Genomic DNA, 15,714 nt, shown 5'->3' with positions numbered 1-15,714 from the left:
GCCATGGTCTGGCCGATGGTCGCGGCCGGCACCAGCAACGACGAGATCCAGTTCGCCAAGGGCGTCCGCCCCGACTTCGGCGACGACCTCGACTAACGCCCCCCTTCAACTCCAGAGCGCCTGAGGAACCCCATGTCCAAGCACACCCTCTCCGTCCTGGTCGAGAACAAGCCCGGCGTGCTCGCCCGCATCGCCGCCCTGTTCTCCCGTCGGGGCTTCAACATCGACTCCCTCGCCGTCGGCCCGACCGAGCATCCGGACGTGTCCCGGATGACCATCGTGGTCAACGTCGAGGACCTCCCGCTGGAACAGGTCACCAAGCAGCTCAACAAGCTCGTGAACGTGATAAAGATCGTCGAACTCGACCAGTCCGCTGCGATCCAGCGGGAACTGGTCCTGGTGAAGGTCCGCGCCGACAACGAGACCCGGTCGCAGATCGTCGAGATCGTCCAGCTGTTCCGTGCCAAGACGGTCGACGTGTCCCCGGACGCGGTGACCATCGAGGCCACCGGAAGCTCGGACAAGCTGGAGGCCATGCTCCGGATGCTGGAGCCTTACGGCATCAAGGAGTTGGTCCAGTCCGGCCTGGTCGCCATCGGGCGCGGCGCCCGTTCGATCACGGACCGCTCGTTGCGCGCCCTCGACCGCAGCGCCTGAGCACCCCCGAGACGCAGGCCGTCTCACACCCTGAAGCACCGCCCCACGCCCCCGCCGGTACGCCTACCGTAGAGAACGCGTACCCGGCAACCATCACGCAAGGAGATGTGCCCCCGTGGCCGAGCTGTTCTACGAAGACGACGCCGACCTGTCCATCATCCAGGGCCGCAAGGTCGCGGTCATCGGCTACGGCAGCCAGGGCCACGCCCACGCGCTGTCCCTGCGCGACTCCGGCGCCGACGTCCGGGTCGGCCTGAAGCCGGAGTCCAAGTCCCGCGCCAAGGCGGAGGAGGCCGGCCTGCGCGTCGTCACCCCGGCCGAGGCCGCGGCCGAGGCCGACGTCATCATGATCCTGGTGCCGGACCCGATCCAGGCCGACGTCTACGAGGCCGACATCGCCCCGCACCTGAAGGCCGGCGACGCCCTGTTCTTCGGCCACGGCCTGAACATCCGCTTCGGCTTCATCAAGCCCCCGGCGGACGTCGACGTCTGCATGGTCGCCCCGAAGGGCCCGGGCCACCTGGTCCGCCGCCAGTACGAGGAGGGCCGCGGCGTCCCCGCGATCGTCGCCGTCGAGCAGGACGCCTCCGGCAAGGCCTTCGACCTGGCGCTGTCCTACGCCAAGGGCCTGGGCGCCACCAAGGCCGGCGTCATCAAGACCACCTTCACCGAGGAGACCGAGACCGACCTGTTCGGTGAGCAGGCCGTCCTGTGCGGTGGCACCGCCGCCCTGGTGAAGGCCGGTTTCGAGACCCTGGTCGAGGCCGGCTACCAGCCGGAGATCGCCTACTTCGAGTGCCTGCACGAGCTGAAGCTCATCGTCGACCTGATGTACGAGGGCGGCCTGGAGAAGATGCGCTGGTCGGTCTCCGAGACCGCCGAGTGGGGCGACTACGTCACCGGCCCGCGGATCATCACCGACGCCACCAAGGCCGAGATGCGCAAGGTCCTCGCCGAGATCCAGGACGGCACCTTCGCCAACACCTGGATCGCCGAGTACAAGGCCGGTCTGCCCAAGTACAACGAGTACAAGAAGGCCGACGAGGACCACCTGCTGGAGACCACCGGCAAGAAGCTGCGCTCGCTGATGAGCTGGGTCGACGACAAGGCCTGAACCGGCCTCGGGCTCTGCCCGATTTTGTAACTTCCTTGTACAAGTAGGCTGCTCCCGTCCGGGTGATTTCGCCGGACGGGAGCAGCCTGGTACCCAGCCCGTCGATACACTCCGAGTGCGCGTCAGGCCCACAGCGTCGTGCGTCTACCTACGCGGCATGCCACCTTCCCCCCGCCGTCCACGCCACCCACGTGCCGGGGAGAACCGCAGAGTTAAGGACACACTGTCGTGAGCACTGTGACATCCAAAACCGCCGTCGTCCTGATCGCCGAAGAGCTGTCGCCCGCCACCGTCGACGCCCTCGGCCCCGACTTCGAGATCCGCCACTGCAACGGCGCCGACCGCACCGAGCTGCTCGGCGCGATCGCCGACGTCGACGCGATCCTGATCCGCTCCGCCACCAAGGTCGACGCGGAGGCGCTGGCCGTCGCCCGCAAGCTCAAGGTGGTCGCCCGGGCCGGGGTCGGCCTGGACAACGTGGACGTCGCCGCCGCCACCAAGGCCGGCGTGATGGTCGTGAACGCGCCGACCTCCAACATCGTCACCGCCGCCGAACTCGCCTGCGGCCTGCTGATCTCCGTCGCCCGCAACATCGCGCCGGCCAACGCCGCGCTCAAGCAGGGCGAGTGGAAGCGCAACAAGTACACCGGCGTCGAGCTGAGCGAGAAGACCCTCGGCGTCGTCGGCCTCGGCCGGATCGGCGTCCTGGTCGCCCAGCGGATGTCCGCGTTCGGCATGAAGATCGTCGCGTACGACCCCTACATCCAGGCCGCCCGCGCCGCCCAGATGGGCGTCAAGCTGGTCACCCTGGAGGAGCTGCTGGAGGTCTCGGACTTCATCACCGTCCACCTCCCCAAGACCCCCGAGACCATCGGCCTGATCGGCGACGAGGCGCTGCACAAGGTCAAGCCGACCGTGCGCATCGTCAACGCCGCCCGCGGCGGCATCGTGGACGAGGAGGCGCTCGCCAACGCCCTGCGCGACGGCCGGGTGGCCGGCGCCGGCCTGGACGTGTACACCAAGGAGCCGTGCACCGACTCCCCGCTGTTCGGCTTCGACAACGTGGTCGCCACCCCGCACCTGGGCGCCTCCACCGACGAGGCGCAGGAGAAGGCCGGCATCGCCGTCGCCAAGTCGGTGCGCCTGGCGCTGGCCGGTGAGCTGGTGCCGGACGCCGTCAACGTCCAGGGCGGCGTGATCGCCGAGGACGTGCGTCCGGGCCTGCCGCTGGCCGAGAAGCTCGGCCGGATCTTCACCGCGCTGGCCGGCGAGGTCGCCGTCCGGCTCGACGTCGAGGTCCGCGGCGAGATCACCCAGCACGACGTGAAGGTGCTCGAACTGTCCGCGCTGAAGGGCGTGTTCGAGGACGTGGTGGCGGAGACGGTGTCCTACGTCAACGCCCCGCTGTTCGCCCAGGAGCGCGGCGTCGAGGTCCGCCTGACCACCTCCAGCGAGAGCGCCGAGCACCGCAACGTGATCACCGTCCGCGGCACGCTCGCGAACGGCGAGGAGATCGCCATCTCCGGCACCCTGGCCGGCCCGAAGCAGACCCAGAAGATCGTCGGCGTGGACGCCTTCGACGTGGACGTCGCGCTCACCGACCACATGGCCTTCTTCAAGTACGAGGACCGCCCCGGCGTGGTCGGCGTGCTCGGCCGCCACCTCGGCGACGCCGGCATCAACATCGCCGGCATGCAGGTAGCCCGCGACGGCGGCGGCGCGCTCGCCTCCATCACCGTGGACAGCCAGATCCCGCAGGACGTGCTGTCGGCGATCGCCGCCGAGATCGGCGCCCGCTTCGCCCGCTCGGTCGACCTGGGCGCCTGAGCCCGACGCCCCCCGGGGGGTGCCCGTCTCAGATACTAGGAAATCCAAGTATTCGTGCAGACACGGCCCGGGCCCGGTCGTACCGTGGAAGGGCGATACGGCGTGCCGACCCTGTAGACAGGGCGTTCGGCCCGTGTCCGCGTGCGCCTTCACGGGCAGGCGATCCCTGCCCCCGCGCGTACCCCTCCCCTCCCGCGCCCTCTTCGGGGCGCCGCTTCCAAGGAGCCCGGTATGCCCCTCACCGCCGACCGCCACGCCACTGCCGCCCCCGCCGCCACCCCCGTCCGCGCCCCGCGCCGGCGCCGGGCCGCCGAGCGGAACCCCTTCGCCGCCGCCGCGCTGCAGCGGGCGCTGGACCGCCGCGACAACGGCGGCTCGACCGGGCACCTCTGACGGGAACCCCTGGCGGGCCTGTCTGTCAGGGGTCGTCGGACGGCCCTCCTCGGGGGGCTTCTCCGACCCGGCCGTTCATCTGCCGAATAGGCCGCTCGGGCTGCCGTCAGGTCACCCGGTCGAGTGCAACCGGCGTCCGTCCGAGGGAAGTTGCTCGCGCTCGCCGGCGCGATCATCCTAATTTGGGGCCCCCGGAAGGGTGATCGACGTTCGCGCGGGCGGGCGTCAGCGACACGGTGTGCGGATCAGTCCCCCTGCCGGGGGGAGAGGGCCCAGTGCGCCTGCCATCCGTCCGCCGACCCATCACCCGGATCGGCCTCACCCTGGCCGTGCTGGCCGGGAGCGCGGCGCTCGCCGCCACCCCGGCCTCCGGCGGGCCCCCGACGGAGCCGTCGAGGGCCGGCCGAACGGCCACCGTCCTGCTCGAACTCGGCACCGAGCCGGCCGGCCCCGCCTGGCGGCGCGCCGCCGACGGGGCCCGGCGGGCCCAGCGCTCCCCGGAGGCCGCCCGCCGGGAGGCCGCCGATGCCGGCGCCGCCCAGCGCGCCAAGGCCGGCGAAGCCCTCGACCGGCTCGCCGCGGCCGTCCACCGGGCGGCGCCCACCGCCGGCGAGCTCTACCGCACCCGCACCCTGCTCACCGGCCTCGCCGTCAACGCGCCCGCCGACCGGCTGCCCGCCCTGCGCGCGCTGCCCGGCGTCCGGGCCGTCCACCCGATCGTCCGCAAACAGCGGGACAACGCCTACTCCGTCCCGTTGCTCGGCGCCCCGCAGGTCTGGGCCGGCGCCACCGGCGACGGCAACACCGGCCAGGGGGTGCGGATCGGCATCATCGACAGCGGCATCGACTACACCCACGCCGACTTCGGCGGCCCCGGCACCGAGGCCGCCTTCCGCTCCGTCGAACGCGGCAAGCCGGCCCCGCCCGAGCTGTTCCCCAACGCCAAGGTGATCGGCGGCAAGGACCTGGTCGGCGACGACTACAACCCCGACCCGTCCTCCCCCCACCACCAGCCCGTCCCGCACCCCAGCGACAACCCGATCGACTGCGACCGCAACGGGCACGGCACCCACGTCGCCGGCACCGCCGCCGGCTACGGCGTCACCGCCGACGGCCACCCGTACACCGGCCCCTACCGGCCCGGACTCGACCCCGCCGGGTTCAAGGTCGGCCCCGGCGCCGCCCCCGGCGCCCAGCTGTACGCGATCCGGGTCTTCGGCTGCGACGGCTCCACCGACCGGCTCGCCCAGGCCCTAGACCTCGCCGCCGACCCCAACGGCGACGGTGACCTCGGCGACCGCCTCGACGTCGTCAACCTCTCCCTCGGCAGCCGCTTCGGCAACCCCGACGACACCGACGCCCTCGCCGTCGACCGGCTCGCCGCCCTCGGCACCGTCGTGGTCGCCGCCGCCGGCAACGACGGCGACGTCTACGGCATCGGCGGCAGCCCCGGCACCGCCGCCCGGGCCATCGCCGTCGCCGCCTCCGTCGACCCGCACAGCGACACCGACGGCCTCACCGTGCTCGCCCCCGCCAGCCTGGCCGGCGTCGTCCCGGCCCACTGGAGCGAGCGCTACCAGGGCTGGTCCAGCGCCGACGTCAGCGGCCAACTCGCCCTGCCCGCCGACCAGTCCGACGGCTGCGCCGCCTACAGCGAAGCCGACCGGCAGCGGCTCGCCGGAAAGATCGCCGTCCTCACCTGGCGCACCCGCGACACCGAACGGGCCTGCAACTCCGGCCCCCGCGCCGACCACGCCGCCGACGCCGGTGCGATCGGCGCCCTCTACGCCGCCGACACCGACCACCTCGCCGAGATCTCCGGCAACGACCGCATCCCGGCCGCCCTGCTCGCCCACGCCGACGGCGAACGGCTCCGGCAGGCCGCCGCGGCCGGACCGGTCGAGATCCGCCTCGCCGCCCCCGGCAACCCGCTGCACGGCTCCGTCTCCCAGGACCAGCCCGCCCGCACCGACACCCTCACCGACTTCTCCTCCCGCGGCATCGGCGTCCCCGGCATCGTCAAACCCGACCTCGCCGCCCCCGGCGAGACCATCTGGTCCGCCCTCGTCGGCAGCGGCAGCGGCGGCCAGCGCGAGGACGGCACCTCGATGGCCACCCCGCACATCACCGGCCTCGCCGCCCTCGTCCGCGCCGCCCACCCCGACTGGCCGGTCGAACAGCTCAAGGCCGCGCTCATGAACACCGCCGTCGACACCTGGCTCGGCGACGACCACGGCGGACCGGTCTACGGCCCCGAGCGCACCGGCGGCGGCCGCGCCCAGGTCGACCGGGCCGTCCACACCCCCGTCGTCGCCTACGCGGCCGACGACGGAGCGGCCGAAGGCAGCGTCGGCGTCTCCTACGGGCCGGTCGAGATCGCCGGGCCGACCGCCCTCGGCCGCGACATCGAGGTGCGCAACCACGCGGACCGGCCGTTGAGCTACCGCACCGGCTACGCGGCCGCCACCGAACTGCCCGGCGCCACCTTCGAGGTGACGCCGGACCAGGTCGACGTCCCGGCCGGCGGCACCGCGCGGGTGCACGTCACCCTCGCCGTCCCCGGGGAACTGGGCCGGGCCCCCGACCCCACCATCGACACCCTGCAGAACGGCAAGGCCCGCAGCTACCGCGCCGAACTCTCCGGCCGCGTCCTGCTCACCCCCGTCACCGACCCGGCCCTGCCCCAACTGCGCGTCCCCGTCCTCGCCGCCCCGCGCCCGGCCACCGACCTCACCGCCACCGCCGCCGCCCGCACCACCCGGGACGGCACCGTGCTGATGCTCGGCGGCAGCGCCGCCCCCGGCAACCGGCCCGGACTCGTCACCGCCCTCACCCTCGGCGGCGAAGGCACCCGCTGGGCCGACTGCCCGCCCGACAGCGAAGCCGCCGTCGGGCCCGGGGCCGGCATCCGGCCCGACGACGACGCCGAGCCGGCCGACCCCCCGCAGGACGTCTGCGTCCAGCACCCCGGCGACCGGGCCGCCAACCTGCGGGTCGTCGGTGCCGCCACCAGCTCCGACCTGCTCTACGTGGGCGCCCAGCTCTGGGCCCCGGCCGCCACCCCGGTCGGGCTCTACGGCGTCCGGGTCTCCCTGGACACCGACGGCGACGGCACCACCGACGTCATCCTCGAAGCAGACCGGCTGCGCAACAGCGACGTCCTCGTCTCCCGCGCCCTGGACGCCCGAACCGGCGCCGAACTCGACGTCCAGCCGCTCAACGGCCACTGGGGCGACACCGACACCGCCCTGCTGGACGGCGACGCCGTCGTCCTCCCCGTCCGGCTGAGCGCCCTCCCGGGCGTCCGGGAAGGCCACAGCACCATCCACTACGGCGTCTGGACCAGCACCGTCGCCCCCGGCACACCCGACCCGGCCGAGTCCTACTCCGCCATCGGCCTGCGCGGCACCCGCCCCGTCCTGGCCCTCGACGTCCTGCACCCCGCCGTCGACATCCGCGCCGGCCTCGGCGGCCCCGCGGCCCTCGCCACCCCGGTCCGGCCCGGCACCGTCCTCGACATCCGCCGCACCCCCGGCGACACCTCCCGCCTGCTCCTGCTCCACCACCTCAACCCCGCCGCCCACCGGAGCCAGGTGATCAGCCTCCCCTGACCGCACCCGTCCGAGGGGCGGCCCGCCGACCTGGCGGGCCGCCCCTCGCGCGTTGTGCCGCGCCTCGGTGGCGCGGGCCCACTTGCGGTGCCACCGGCGGTCGGCCGTGCCCGGCCCGGCCGCCTCAGGCCCGGTTGCGTCAGGCCCGGCCGCCTCAGCCTCGGTCGGCGGCCTGGGCGGCGAGCCGGCGGGTGCGGCGGGGGGCGCGGGTCGGGCGGCGGGAGAAGCGGGTGAAGACGGCGACCAGGGCGAGGGCGGCGGCGGTGGCGGAGCAGACGGTGAGGCCCTCGGTGAGACCGGGCGGGCGGAAGGAGCAGGCGATGCGGTCGGCGCCGGCGCCGAGCGGTACGCCGATCATGCCCAGGACGGGCGTCGGCGGGACGTACCGGCCGCCGCCCGCCGCGCAGGTCCAGCCCTCGGCGGCCGGGACGGACAGCAGCGCGGTGCCGGTGGAGCCGGCCGGGAGGGTCGCGGCGAGGGTGTGCCCGCCGGCCGTCACGCCGGTCGCGCCGGTGGCGGTGAGACGGGCGACGGCGGCGTCCAGGGCGCCGGGCCGCAGGCAGCCGATCGGACGGGCCGGGACCTGGCCGACCGTGTCGGAGCGCAGGGTCACCCGGACCGTCCCGTCGGCGGGGACCGGCCCCAGCCGGTGGATCGCGACGGCAGTGGTGGGCTGTTCGCCGTCGCTGCGGTAGGTGGTGCCGAGGCCGCTGACCGTGCCCCGGTACCAGACGCCGTGGAAGTAGGCCGTGCCGCCGGGGGTGCAGGCCGCGGTGAGGACGGTGCCCTCGGCGCCGCCGGGCAGCGACCAGCCGCTGGTGCCGTGCAGGGTGGGCGGCGGGCCGCCGGCCGGGACGGGCAGCGGGGCCTCGTACACCCGGCTGCCGAGCAGTGACTCCTGCCGGGACCAGACCGAGGAGGTGTCCGGCCGGGCGCCGGGCGGCAGCACGGTGACCAGCGGCGGTGCGGCGGCCCGTCCGGGGGTGAAGCCGGCCGGGGGCGGCCCGTCGTCGAGGTGGGCGCGGACGGCGAACAGGGCCTGCCCGACCGGGTCGGTGACGCTGGCGGTCTGCCGCCCGCCCGCCGTCCAGCCCGCGCCGAGGTCGTGCAGCAGCAGGGCGGCGACGGTCGGCAGGTAGCCGCTGAAGTAGCCGCCGCCCTGGCCGTCGAGCAGCAGCGGATCGTTGGTGGTGAAGGCGTGCGGGCCGGGGTCGCTGCGGCCCCGGGGCCAGTCGGCGCCGTCGCGCACCGCCGCGTACCCGGCCCGGACGGCGGCGGGGGAGGCGGGGTCGGCCGGGGCGGCGGCGAGCGCCGCGTACCCGGACCAGACGGCGTTGCCGAGCACCACGCCGGCCAGCACCCAGGTCGCCAGGGCGGTGGCCCGGCGGTCGGTGTGCCGGCGGTCGAGGGTCCAGAGCGCGGCGAGCAGGACGACCCCGCCGACGGCCAGCAGCGTCCAGGTGGAGGCGCGGACCGAGTGCCGGCCCGCCGCCAGCGCGGCGATCACCGCGACCACGGCGGCGCCGCCCAGCAGGGTGAGCCGGTCCGGCCGGTGCGCCAGCGACACCCAGCCCGCCAGCACCAGCAGGCCGCTGAGCACGAACGCGACCCGGTACGGCCCGCCGGCCGGGATCGCCAGACCGTGCCAGACCAGCACGGTCGGGGTCCAGACGAAGCTGAGCACCACCAGCACCAGCGCCCCGCCCCAGACCGCCCGCTCCCGTACCCGCACCCGCCGGTTGAACGGCAGCCCGCACACCAGCAGCAGCCCCAGCAGGCCGATCGCGACGTCCGGCAGCGGCCGCCCGCCATGGGTGGCGGGCAGCAACTGCGCGAGGTGCCCGCCGAGCCCGGACGGGCCGAGCGGCTGCACCGGGGACTCCGGCTGGGCGCCGTGCGCGGCCCGGACGGCGACGAACAGCACGGGCGAGGCGAGCAGGACGCCGGTGGTGGCCATGGTGAAGGCCCGCCCGGTGACCCGGACCCGGTGACGCAACGGCCGCGGGGTGGCGAACAGACGGACGGCCAGCAGCAGCCCGGCCATCAGGGTGGCCAGCGCGGCGGTGTACAGGTTGCCGGCCCAGGCGAGGGTGACGCACAGCGAGCCGGCCACCCAGCGCCGCTCGCGCAGGCACCAGTCGGCAGCCAGGCCGAGCAGCGGCAGCGAGACCAGGCCCCAGAGCCACATCGGCGCCGCCCCGCCGACGTCGAGCACCCAGGCGCAGAGCCCGTACCCGACGGCGGCGAGCGCCCGCAGCCAGTGCGGGCCGGCGTGCAGCCGGCCGAGCAGGTGGGCCATCAGGGCGGTGCCGAGGCCGATGATGGCGAGAGTGACCAGGAGGAGCGCGAGCCGGCCCTGGTCGCGGGGGAGGAGGGCGGTCGGCCAGGAGAACGGGTTCATCAGGTAGGCGAAGAAGTCGGCGAGGAACGGGACGCCGTAGCCGCTGTTCCAGTTGAACAGGAGGTCCCCGGCGGCCCGCCCGTGCAGCAGGTCCCACAGGTGGGCGTGGTACGGCAGGGCGGCCTCGCCCGCCCCCGTCGGCCACGCCCCGCGCAGCCCCACCGCGAGCGCGTACCCGCCCGCCGCCAGCCCGGCCGCACTCCCGCAGACCAGCACCTCCCGCCGCCGCACGCCCATCTGCTGCTCGACCCCGTTTCCGCGAGGGATTGCCGGACCCCGCCACCCTAGGTCCTGTCCGGCCGATCTTGCCGGGCCCGCGACGCCGGGCATCCCGCCTGGACGCACGCCCGAATCGCCCAAGTACGGTCCAGTACGAGGGCGATCCGGGCGCACGCCCAGCCGGGCGCCCAACGCCGCGGGCTGATCCGCCAAGATCGACCGGACAGGACCTGAGCGCGCCCCCCGCGCGGATCAGGCCCCCCGCGCTCCCTCGAAGGGGTGATGAGGTGGCAGCCCGGCGGATCGGCCTGCGACGGTGCCCCCGTGGAAAGGGAACTCGACCTTGCGATGCCGGAGTGGCTGCGCCCTCCGGCTACCGGCTACACCGCGGACGACCTGGATCGGCTACGGGATCTCCCGCCCCACACCGAGTTGCTCTTCGGTGGCCTGGTCTTCTCCGCCCGTCAGACAACGTTCCATGCCCGGACCACCAGCAGGCTGGATCAGCAACTGGCCGACCAGGTGCCGGACGGTTGGGAGGTCTGCTGCCGGATGGGGTTGAAGCTCGACACCCGTAACCGGCCGGAGCCCGATGTCATGGTCGTCGATGCCCGAGCGGACACCGGGCCCGATCAGACGTTCTGGCTGGCCCGGGATGTTCTGTTGGCCGTGGAAGTGGTCGAGGAGGCATCGGCGGAGCGGGACCGCGACGTCAAGCCGCGCAAGTACGCCGCTGCCGGGATCCGCTACTTCTGGCGTGTCGAGCGTGAGCAGCGTGAACCGGTGGTTTACGCCTACGAGTTGGATGAGGCTGCCGGCGATTACGTTCAGAGCGGGACTTTCCCTGGCAGCCTGACGGTTCAGCGGCCGTTTCCGTTGACGGTCACCCTGACCCGTCCGGATGGTGGACGCCGGGTGTCAGCCCCTGGGACACCGGAGTAGGGTCCGAGCATGTCTCGCACGATTCGTCTCGCAGTTGTCCCGGGTGACGGCATCGGCCAGGAAGTGGTGGCCGAAGGTCTCAAGGTCCTGGGTGCCGTGCTTCCCGCCGAGGTGAAGCTGGAGACCACCGAGTACGACCTCGGCGCCCGGCGCTACCACCGGACCGGGGAGACCCTGCCGGACAGCGTGCTGGCCGAGCTGAAGTCGCACGACGCGATCCTGCTGGGCGCCATCGGCGACCCGAGCGTGCCGTCGGGCGTGCTGGAGCGGGGGCTGCTGCTGAAGCTGCGGTTCGCCTTCGACCACCACATCAACCTGCGTCCGGGCCGCCTGTTCCCCGGGGTGAAGTCCCCGCTGGCCGGTGAGCCGACCATCGACTTCGTGGTGGTCCGCGAGGGCACCGAGGGCCCGTACGTCGGCAACGGCGGCTCGCTGCGCACCGGGACGCCGCAGGAGGTGGCCACCGAGGTCAGCCTGAACACCGCGTTCGGCATCGAGCGCGTGGTGCGCGACGCCTACCGCCGGGCCCAGGCGCGTCCGCGCAAGAAGCTGACGCTGGTGCACAAGAACAACGTGCTGGTGCACGCCGGGCACCTGTGGTCGCGGATCTTCGCGGAGGTCGGCCGGGAGTTCCCGGAGGTCACCACCGACTACCTGCACGTCGACGCGGCGACGATCTTCTTCGTCACCCAGCCGGAGCGCTTCGACGTCATCGTCACCGACAACCTGTTCGGCGACATCCTGACCGACCTGGCCGCCGCCGTCACCGGCGGGATCGGCCTGGCCGCGAGCGGCAACATCAACCCGGGCGGCGAGTTCCCGTCGATGTTCGAGCCGGTGCACGGTTCGGCGCCGGACATCGCGGGCCAGGGCAAGGCCGACCCGACGGCCACCGTGCTGTCGGTCGCCATGCTGCTGGAGCACCTGGGCTTCGCCGCCGAGGCCGCCCGGGTGGAGGCCGCCGTCGCGGCGGACCTGGCCGAGCGCACCGGCACCCGCAGCACCTCCGCGGTCGGCGACGCGCTGGTCACCCGAGTAGCCGGCTGACGGGCCGGATCCGCTTGACGGACTCCGGCCCACGGGCCGGGGCCGACAACGGTCGCGGCCCGGCGGGCCGCACCACATAACCGCAGCTTGCAGCTCCCCAAGGAGCGGGCAGCTGTTCGGCACGGCCCTCTGGATGCGAGTATCGACAGTGGGTCGTGCCGTTGTGCGTTCGTTCCGGTGCTGGTTGGCCGCGGCGGGCACCCGGCGGTGGCGGCCCGGACCTACCCCACGGTGAAGGAAACAGCCATGAGCACGCCCACCCAGGCGCCCATCACGTTCGACCTCAAGCCTTCCGCCCACCCGCTGCCCACCGCGGAGCGCGAGGCCCGGCTGATCAACCCCGGCTTCGGCCGGGTCTTCACCGACCACATGGTCACCATCCGCTGGACCGAGGGCGTGGGCTGGCACGACGCCCAGCTGGCGCCGTACGCGCCGCTGGAGGTCGACCCGGCGAACATGACCCTGCACTACGGCCAGTCGATCTTCGAGGGCCTGAAGGCCTACCGCCAGGCCGACGGCTCCATCGCGACCTTCCGTCCGGAGGCCAACGCGGCCCGCTTCCAGGCCTCGGCCCGCCGGCTGGCGATGCCGGAGCTGCCGGTGGAGACCTTCGTCGAGGCCGTCGAGCTGCTGGTCCAGCAGGACCAGGGGTGGGTGCCGAACGAGCCCGAGCAGAGCCTGTACCTGCGTCCGTTCATGTTCGCCACCGAGGTCGGTCTGGGTGTCCGCCCGGCCAACTCCTACCTGTTCATGATCATCGCCTCGCCGGCCGGCGCCTACTTCCCGGGCGGCGTCAAGCCGGTCTCGGTGTGGCTGTCCAAGGAGTACGTCCGGGCCGCTCCCGGCGGCACCGGCGCCGCCAAGTGCGCCGGCAACTACGCCGCTTCGCTGATCGCCCAGGCCCAGGCCGCCGAGAAGGGCTGCGACCAGGTCGTCTGGCTCGACGCCGCCGAGCACCGGTGGATCGAGGAGATGGGCGGCATGAACCTGTACTTCGTCTTCGGCGAGGGCAAGGACGCGAAGATCGTCACCCCCGAGCTGTCCGGCGCCCTGCTGCCCGGCATCACCCGCGACTCGCTCCTCCAGCTCGCCGCCGACCTCGGCTACGCCGTCGAGGAGCGGAAGATCTCCACCGACGAGTGGCAGCAGGCCAACGCGGACGGCACCCTCACCGAGGTGTTCGCCTGCGGCACCGCCGCCGTCATCACCCCGGTCGGCTCGGTCAAGTCGGCCGCCGCCGACTGGACGGTCGGCGCCGGCGAGCCCGGCCCGACCACCATGGAGCTGCGCCGGGTCCTGCTGGCCATCCAGGGCGGCCAGACCCCCGACACCCACGGCTGGCTGCACAAGATCGTCTGAGGCGGCACCCGCTCCGGCCTGCCCTGTTCCGCATCGCGAGACGGGCGGGCCGGATGCCGGGACGTGTGCCAGACTGCGAGCGTGTCCTCGCTGTCGCTGATGATTAGCAGCAGGCGCGCCGGTCCGCAGTGACCGCTCCCGCAGGACCCGATGCGGAGCGACCACCAGCGTCCAGACCCGCGCGCAGACCTCTCGCACCCGCGAGGGGTTTTTTCGTTTTTCGGGCACCGCCCCGATGAACACAGCCTCCGGACCGGCCGAGAGCCCCCACAAGGGGCTCGGGGACACCGGAGCCGCGCGCGGGATGCTGGACAGTGGAGCCGGGACTCGCAATCCGGCAGAGCAGTACGAACCTCCCCGAACGGAGAACCAGGGGTCATGACCGAGGTCAGCCGTACCGACGACAGTTTCCACGTGTTCGACACCACCCTGCGCGACGGTGCGCAGCGGGAGGGCATCAACCTGACGGTGGCGGACAAGCTGGCCATCGCGCGGTACCTGGACGAGTTCGGGGTGGGCTTCATCGAGGGCGGCTGGCCGGGGGCCAACCCGCGCGACACCGAGTTCTTCGCCCGGGCCGCCGCCGAACTGGACCTCCGGCACGCCCGGCTGGTCGCCTTCGGCGCCACCCGCCGGGCCGGCGGCAAGGCCGCGGAGGACCCGCAGCTGGCCGCGCTGGTCGCCTCGGGCGCCCCGGTCGTCACCCTCGTCGCCAAGGCGCACGACCGGCACGTCGAGCTGGCGCTGCGCACCACCCTGGACGAGAACCTGGAGATGGTCCGGGACAGCGTCGAGTTCCTGCGCGCGCAGGGGCGGCGGGTGTTCATCGACTGCGAGCACTTCTTCGACGGCTACCGGGCGAACCGCGAGTACGCGCTGGCCGTGGTCCGCACCGCGCACCAGGCGGGCGCGGACGTGGTGGTGCTGTGCGACACCAACGGCGGGATGCTGCCGGCCGGCGTGCGGGAGACCGTCGCCGACGTCCTCGCCGTCACCGGTGCCCGGCTGGGCATCCACGCGCAGGACGACACCGGCTGCGCGGTGGCCAACACGCTGGCCGCGGTGGACGCCGGCGCCACCCACGTCCAGTGCACCGCCAACGGCTACGGCGAGCGGGTCGGCAACGCCAACCTGTTCCCGGTGGTCGGCGCGCTGGAGATCAAGTACGACCGGCGGGTGCTCCCCGAGGGGCGGCTCGCCGAGATGACCAGGCTGTCGCACGCGATCGCCGAGGTGGTCAACCTGACCCCCTCCACCCACCAGCCGTACGTCGGCTACTCGGCCTTCGCGCACAAGGCGGGCCTGCACGCCTCCGCGATCAAGGTCGACCCTGACCTGTACCAGCACATCGACCCGGAGCGGGTCGGCAACACCATGCGGATGCTGGTCTCCGACATGGCGGGCCGCGCCTCGGTCGAGCTCAAGGGCAAGGAGCTCGGCTACGACCTGTCCAGCGACCGGGACCTGGCCGGCCGGGTGGTGGCCAAGGTGAAGGAGCAGGAGAACCTCGGCTACACCTACGAGTCCGCCGACGCCTCCTTCGAGCTGCTGCTGCGCGACGAGGTGCGCGGCGGCCGGGAGCGCTTCTACACCCTGGAGTCCTGGCGGACCATCAGCGAGCAGGGCCCGAACGGGTTCACCGGCAACGAGGCGACGGTGAAGCTGTGGGCGAAGGGGGAGCGCCGGATCGCCACCGGCGAGGGCAACGGCCCGGTGAACGCGCTGGACCAGGCGCTGCGCACCGCGCTGGAGGGGATCTACCCGCCGCTGGCCCGGTTCGAGCTGGTGGACTACAAGGTCCGCATCCTGGAGGGCCAGCACGGCACCGGCTCCAAGACCCGGGTGCTGATCGAGTCCACCGACGGCACGTCCACCTGGTCGACCGTCGGGGTGGCCGACAACGTGGTGGCCGCCTCCTGGCTGGCGTTGGAGGACGCCTACACCTACGGGCTGATCCGGGCCGGCCTGGAGCCCACCGACTAGACCGCCGAGTAGCTCACCGGGCAGCCCGCCGGGCGACCCGCCGCGGGGGGGGGGCCCCGCCCCCCCCAACCAGGGGCGGGGGGGGGGGGCGCGGGCGGGGGGCGGCGAACGGGGGGGGGGGGGGGGGTGTAAAAAAAAAAAGCCCCACAAACCACCAAGGT

At 73.6% G+C, this 15,714-nt stretch carries 10 protein-coding genes; 9 read left to right on the top strand and 1 reads right to left on the bottom strand.

All coding sequences use genetic code 11. The annotated features are described in order from the left end of the window. Nucleotides 1–132 precede the first annotated feature (132 nt). The 5 genes from ilvN to ACFVHI_RS35810 all read left to right on the top strand — a co-directional run bounded on the left by ilvN (nt 133) and on the right by ACFVHI_RS35810 (nt 7,602). Complete coding sequence (ilvN, locus tag ACFVHI_RS35830) at nt 133–657, top strand: acetolactate synthase small subunit (protein ID WP_030302941.1); 525 nt, start codon at nt 133–135, stop codon at nt 655–657. A gap of 115 nt (nt 658–772) precedes the next feature. After that, on the top strand, nt 773–1,771 hold the full coding sequence (gene ilvC / locus ACFVHI_RS35825) for a ketol-acid reductoisomerase (RefSeq protein WP_063347727.1): 999 nt from the start codon (nt 773–775) through the stop codon (nt 1,769–1,771). A 237-nt stretch (nt 1,772–2,008) separates the two neighbouring features. After that, the gene (gene serA, locus ACFVHI_RS35820) at nt 2,009–3,598 is read left to right on the top strand and encodes a phosphoglycerate dehydrogenase (RefSeq protein ID WP_063347726.1); all 1,590 of its coding nucleotides are present in this window, start codon (nt 2,009–2,011) and stop codon (nt 3,596–3,598) included. A gap of 231 nt (nt 3,599–3,829) precedes the next feature. Continuing rightward, nucleotides 3,830–3,991 (top strand): hypothetical protein, encoded by a 162-nt coding sequence (locus tag ACFVHI_RS35815; protein WP_167745858.1) that lies wholly within the window; start codon nt 3,830–3,832, stop codon nt 3,989–3,991. Nucleotides 3,992–4,266: 275 nt separating this feature from the next. Then, on the top strand, nt 4,267–7,602 hold the full coding sequence (locus ACFVHI_RS35810) for a S8 family serine peptidase (RefSeq protein WP_380346174.1): 3,336 nt from the start codon (nt 4,267–4,269) through the stop codon (nt 7,600–7,602). A gap of 154 nt (nt 7,603–7,756) precedes the next feature. Here the strand turns inward: ACFVHI_RS35810 and ACFVHI_RS35805 are convergent, their stop codons facing one another. Further along, the gene (locus ACFVHI_RS35805) at nt 7,757–10,240 is read right to left on the bottom strand and encodes a YfhO family protein (RefSeq protein ID WP_380346172.1); all 2,484 of its coding nucleotides are present in this window, start codon (nt 10,238–10,240) and stop codon (nt 7,757–7,759) included. A gap of 306 nt (nt 10,241–10,546) precedes the next feature. Here ACFVHI_RS35805 and ACFVHI_RS35800 point away from each other — a divergent pair, with 306 nt between their 5' ends. The 4 genes from ACFVHI_RS35800 (at nt 10,547) to cimA (ending at nt 15,553) form a co-directional block, all read left to right on the top strand. Then, nucleotides 10,547–11,164 (top strand): Uma2 family endonuclease, encoded by a 618-nt coding sequence (locus ACFVHI_RS35800; protein ID WP_380346170.1) that lies wholly within the window; start codon nt 10,547–10,549, stop codon nt 11,162–11,164. A 9-nt stretch (nt 11,165–11,173) separates the two neighbouring features. Beyond that, nucleotides 11,174–12,211: a 3-isopropylmalate dehydrogenase gene (locus ACFVHI_RS35795; protein ID WP_063347723.1), complete on the top strand. Its 1,038-nt coding sequence runs from the start codon at nt 11,174–11,176 to the stop codon at nt 12,209–12,211. A 246-nt stretch (nt 12,212–12,457) separates the two neighbouring features. Further along, on the top strand, nt 12,458–13,570 hold the full coding sequence (locus ACFVHI_RS35790) for a branched-chain amino acid aminotransferase (RefSeq protein WP_380346168.1): 1,113 nt from the start codon (nt 12,458–12,460) through the stop codon (nt 13,568–13,570). A gap of 378 nt (nt 13,571–13,948) precedes the next feature. Next, nucleotides 13,949–15,553 (top strand): citramalate synthase, encoded by a 1,605-nt coding sequence (cimA, locus tag ACFVHI_RS35785; protein WP_363378769.1) that lies wholly within the window; start codon nt 13,949–13,951, stop codon nt 15,551–15,553. Nucleotides 15,554–15,714: the final 161 nt, after the last annotated feature.

This window comes from Kitasatospora sp. NPDC127121, assembly GCF_042677305.1.
Classification (GTDB): Bacteria; Actinomycetota; Actinomycetes; order Streptomycetales; family Streptomycetaceae; genus Kitasatospora.
The sequence above is the reverse complement of the archived record's forward strand: the minus strand, read 5'-3'. Positions and strand labels throughout refer to the sequence as shown.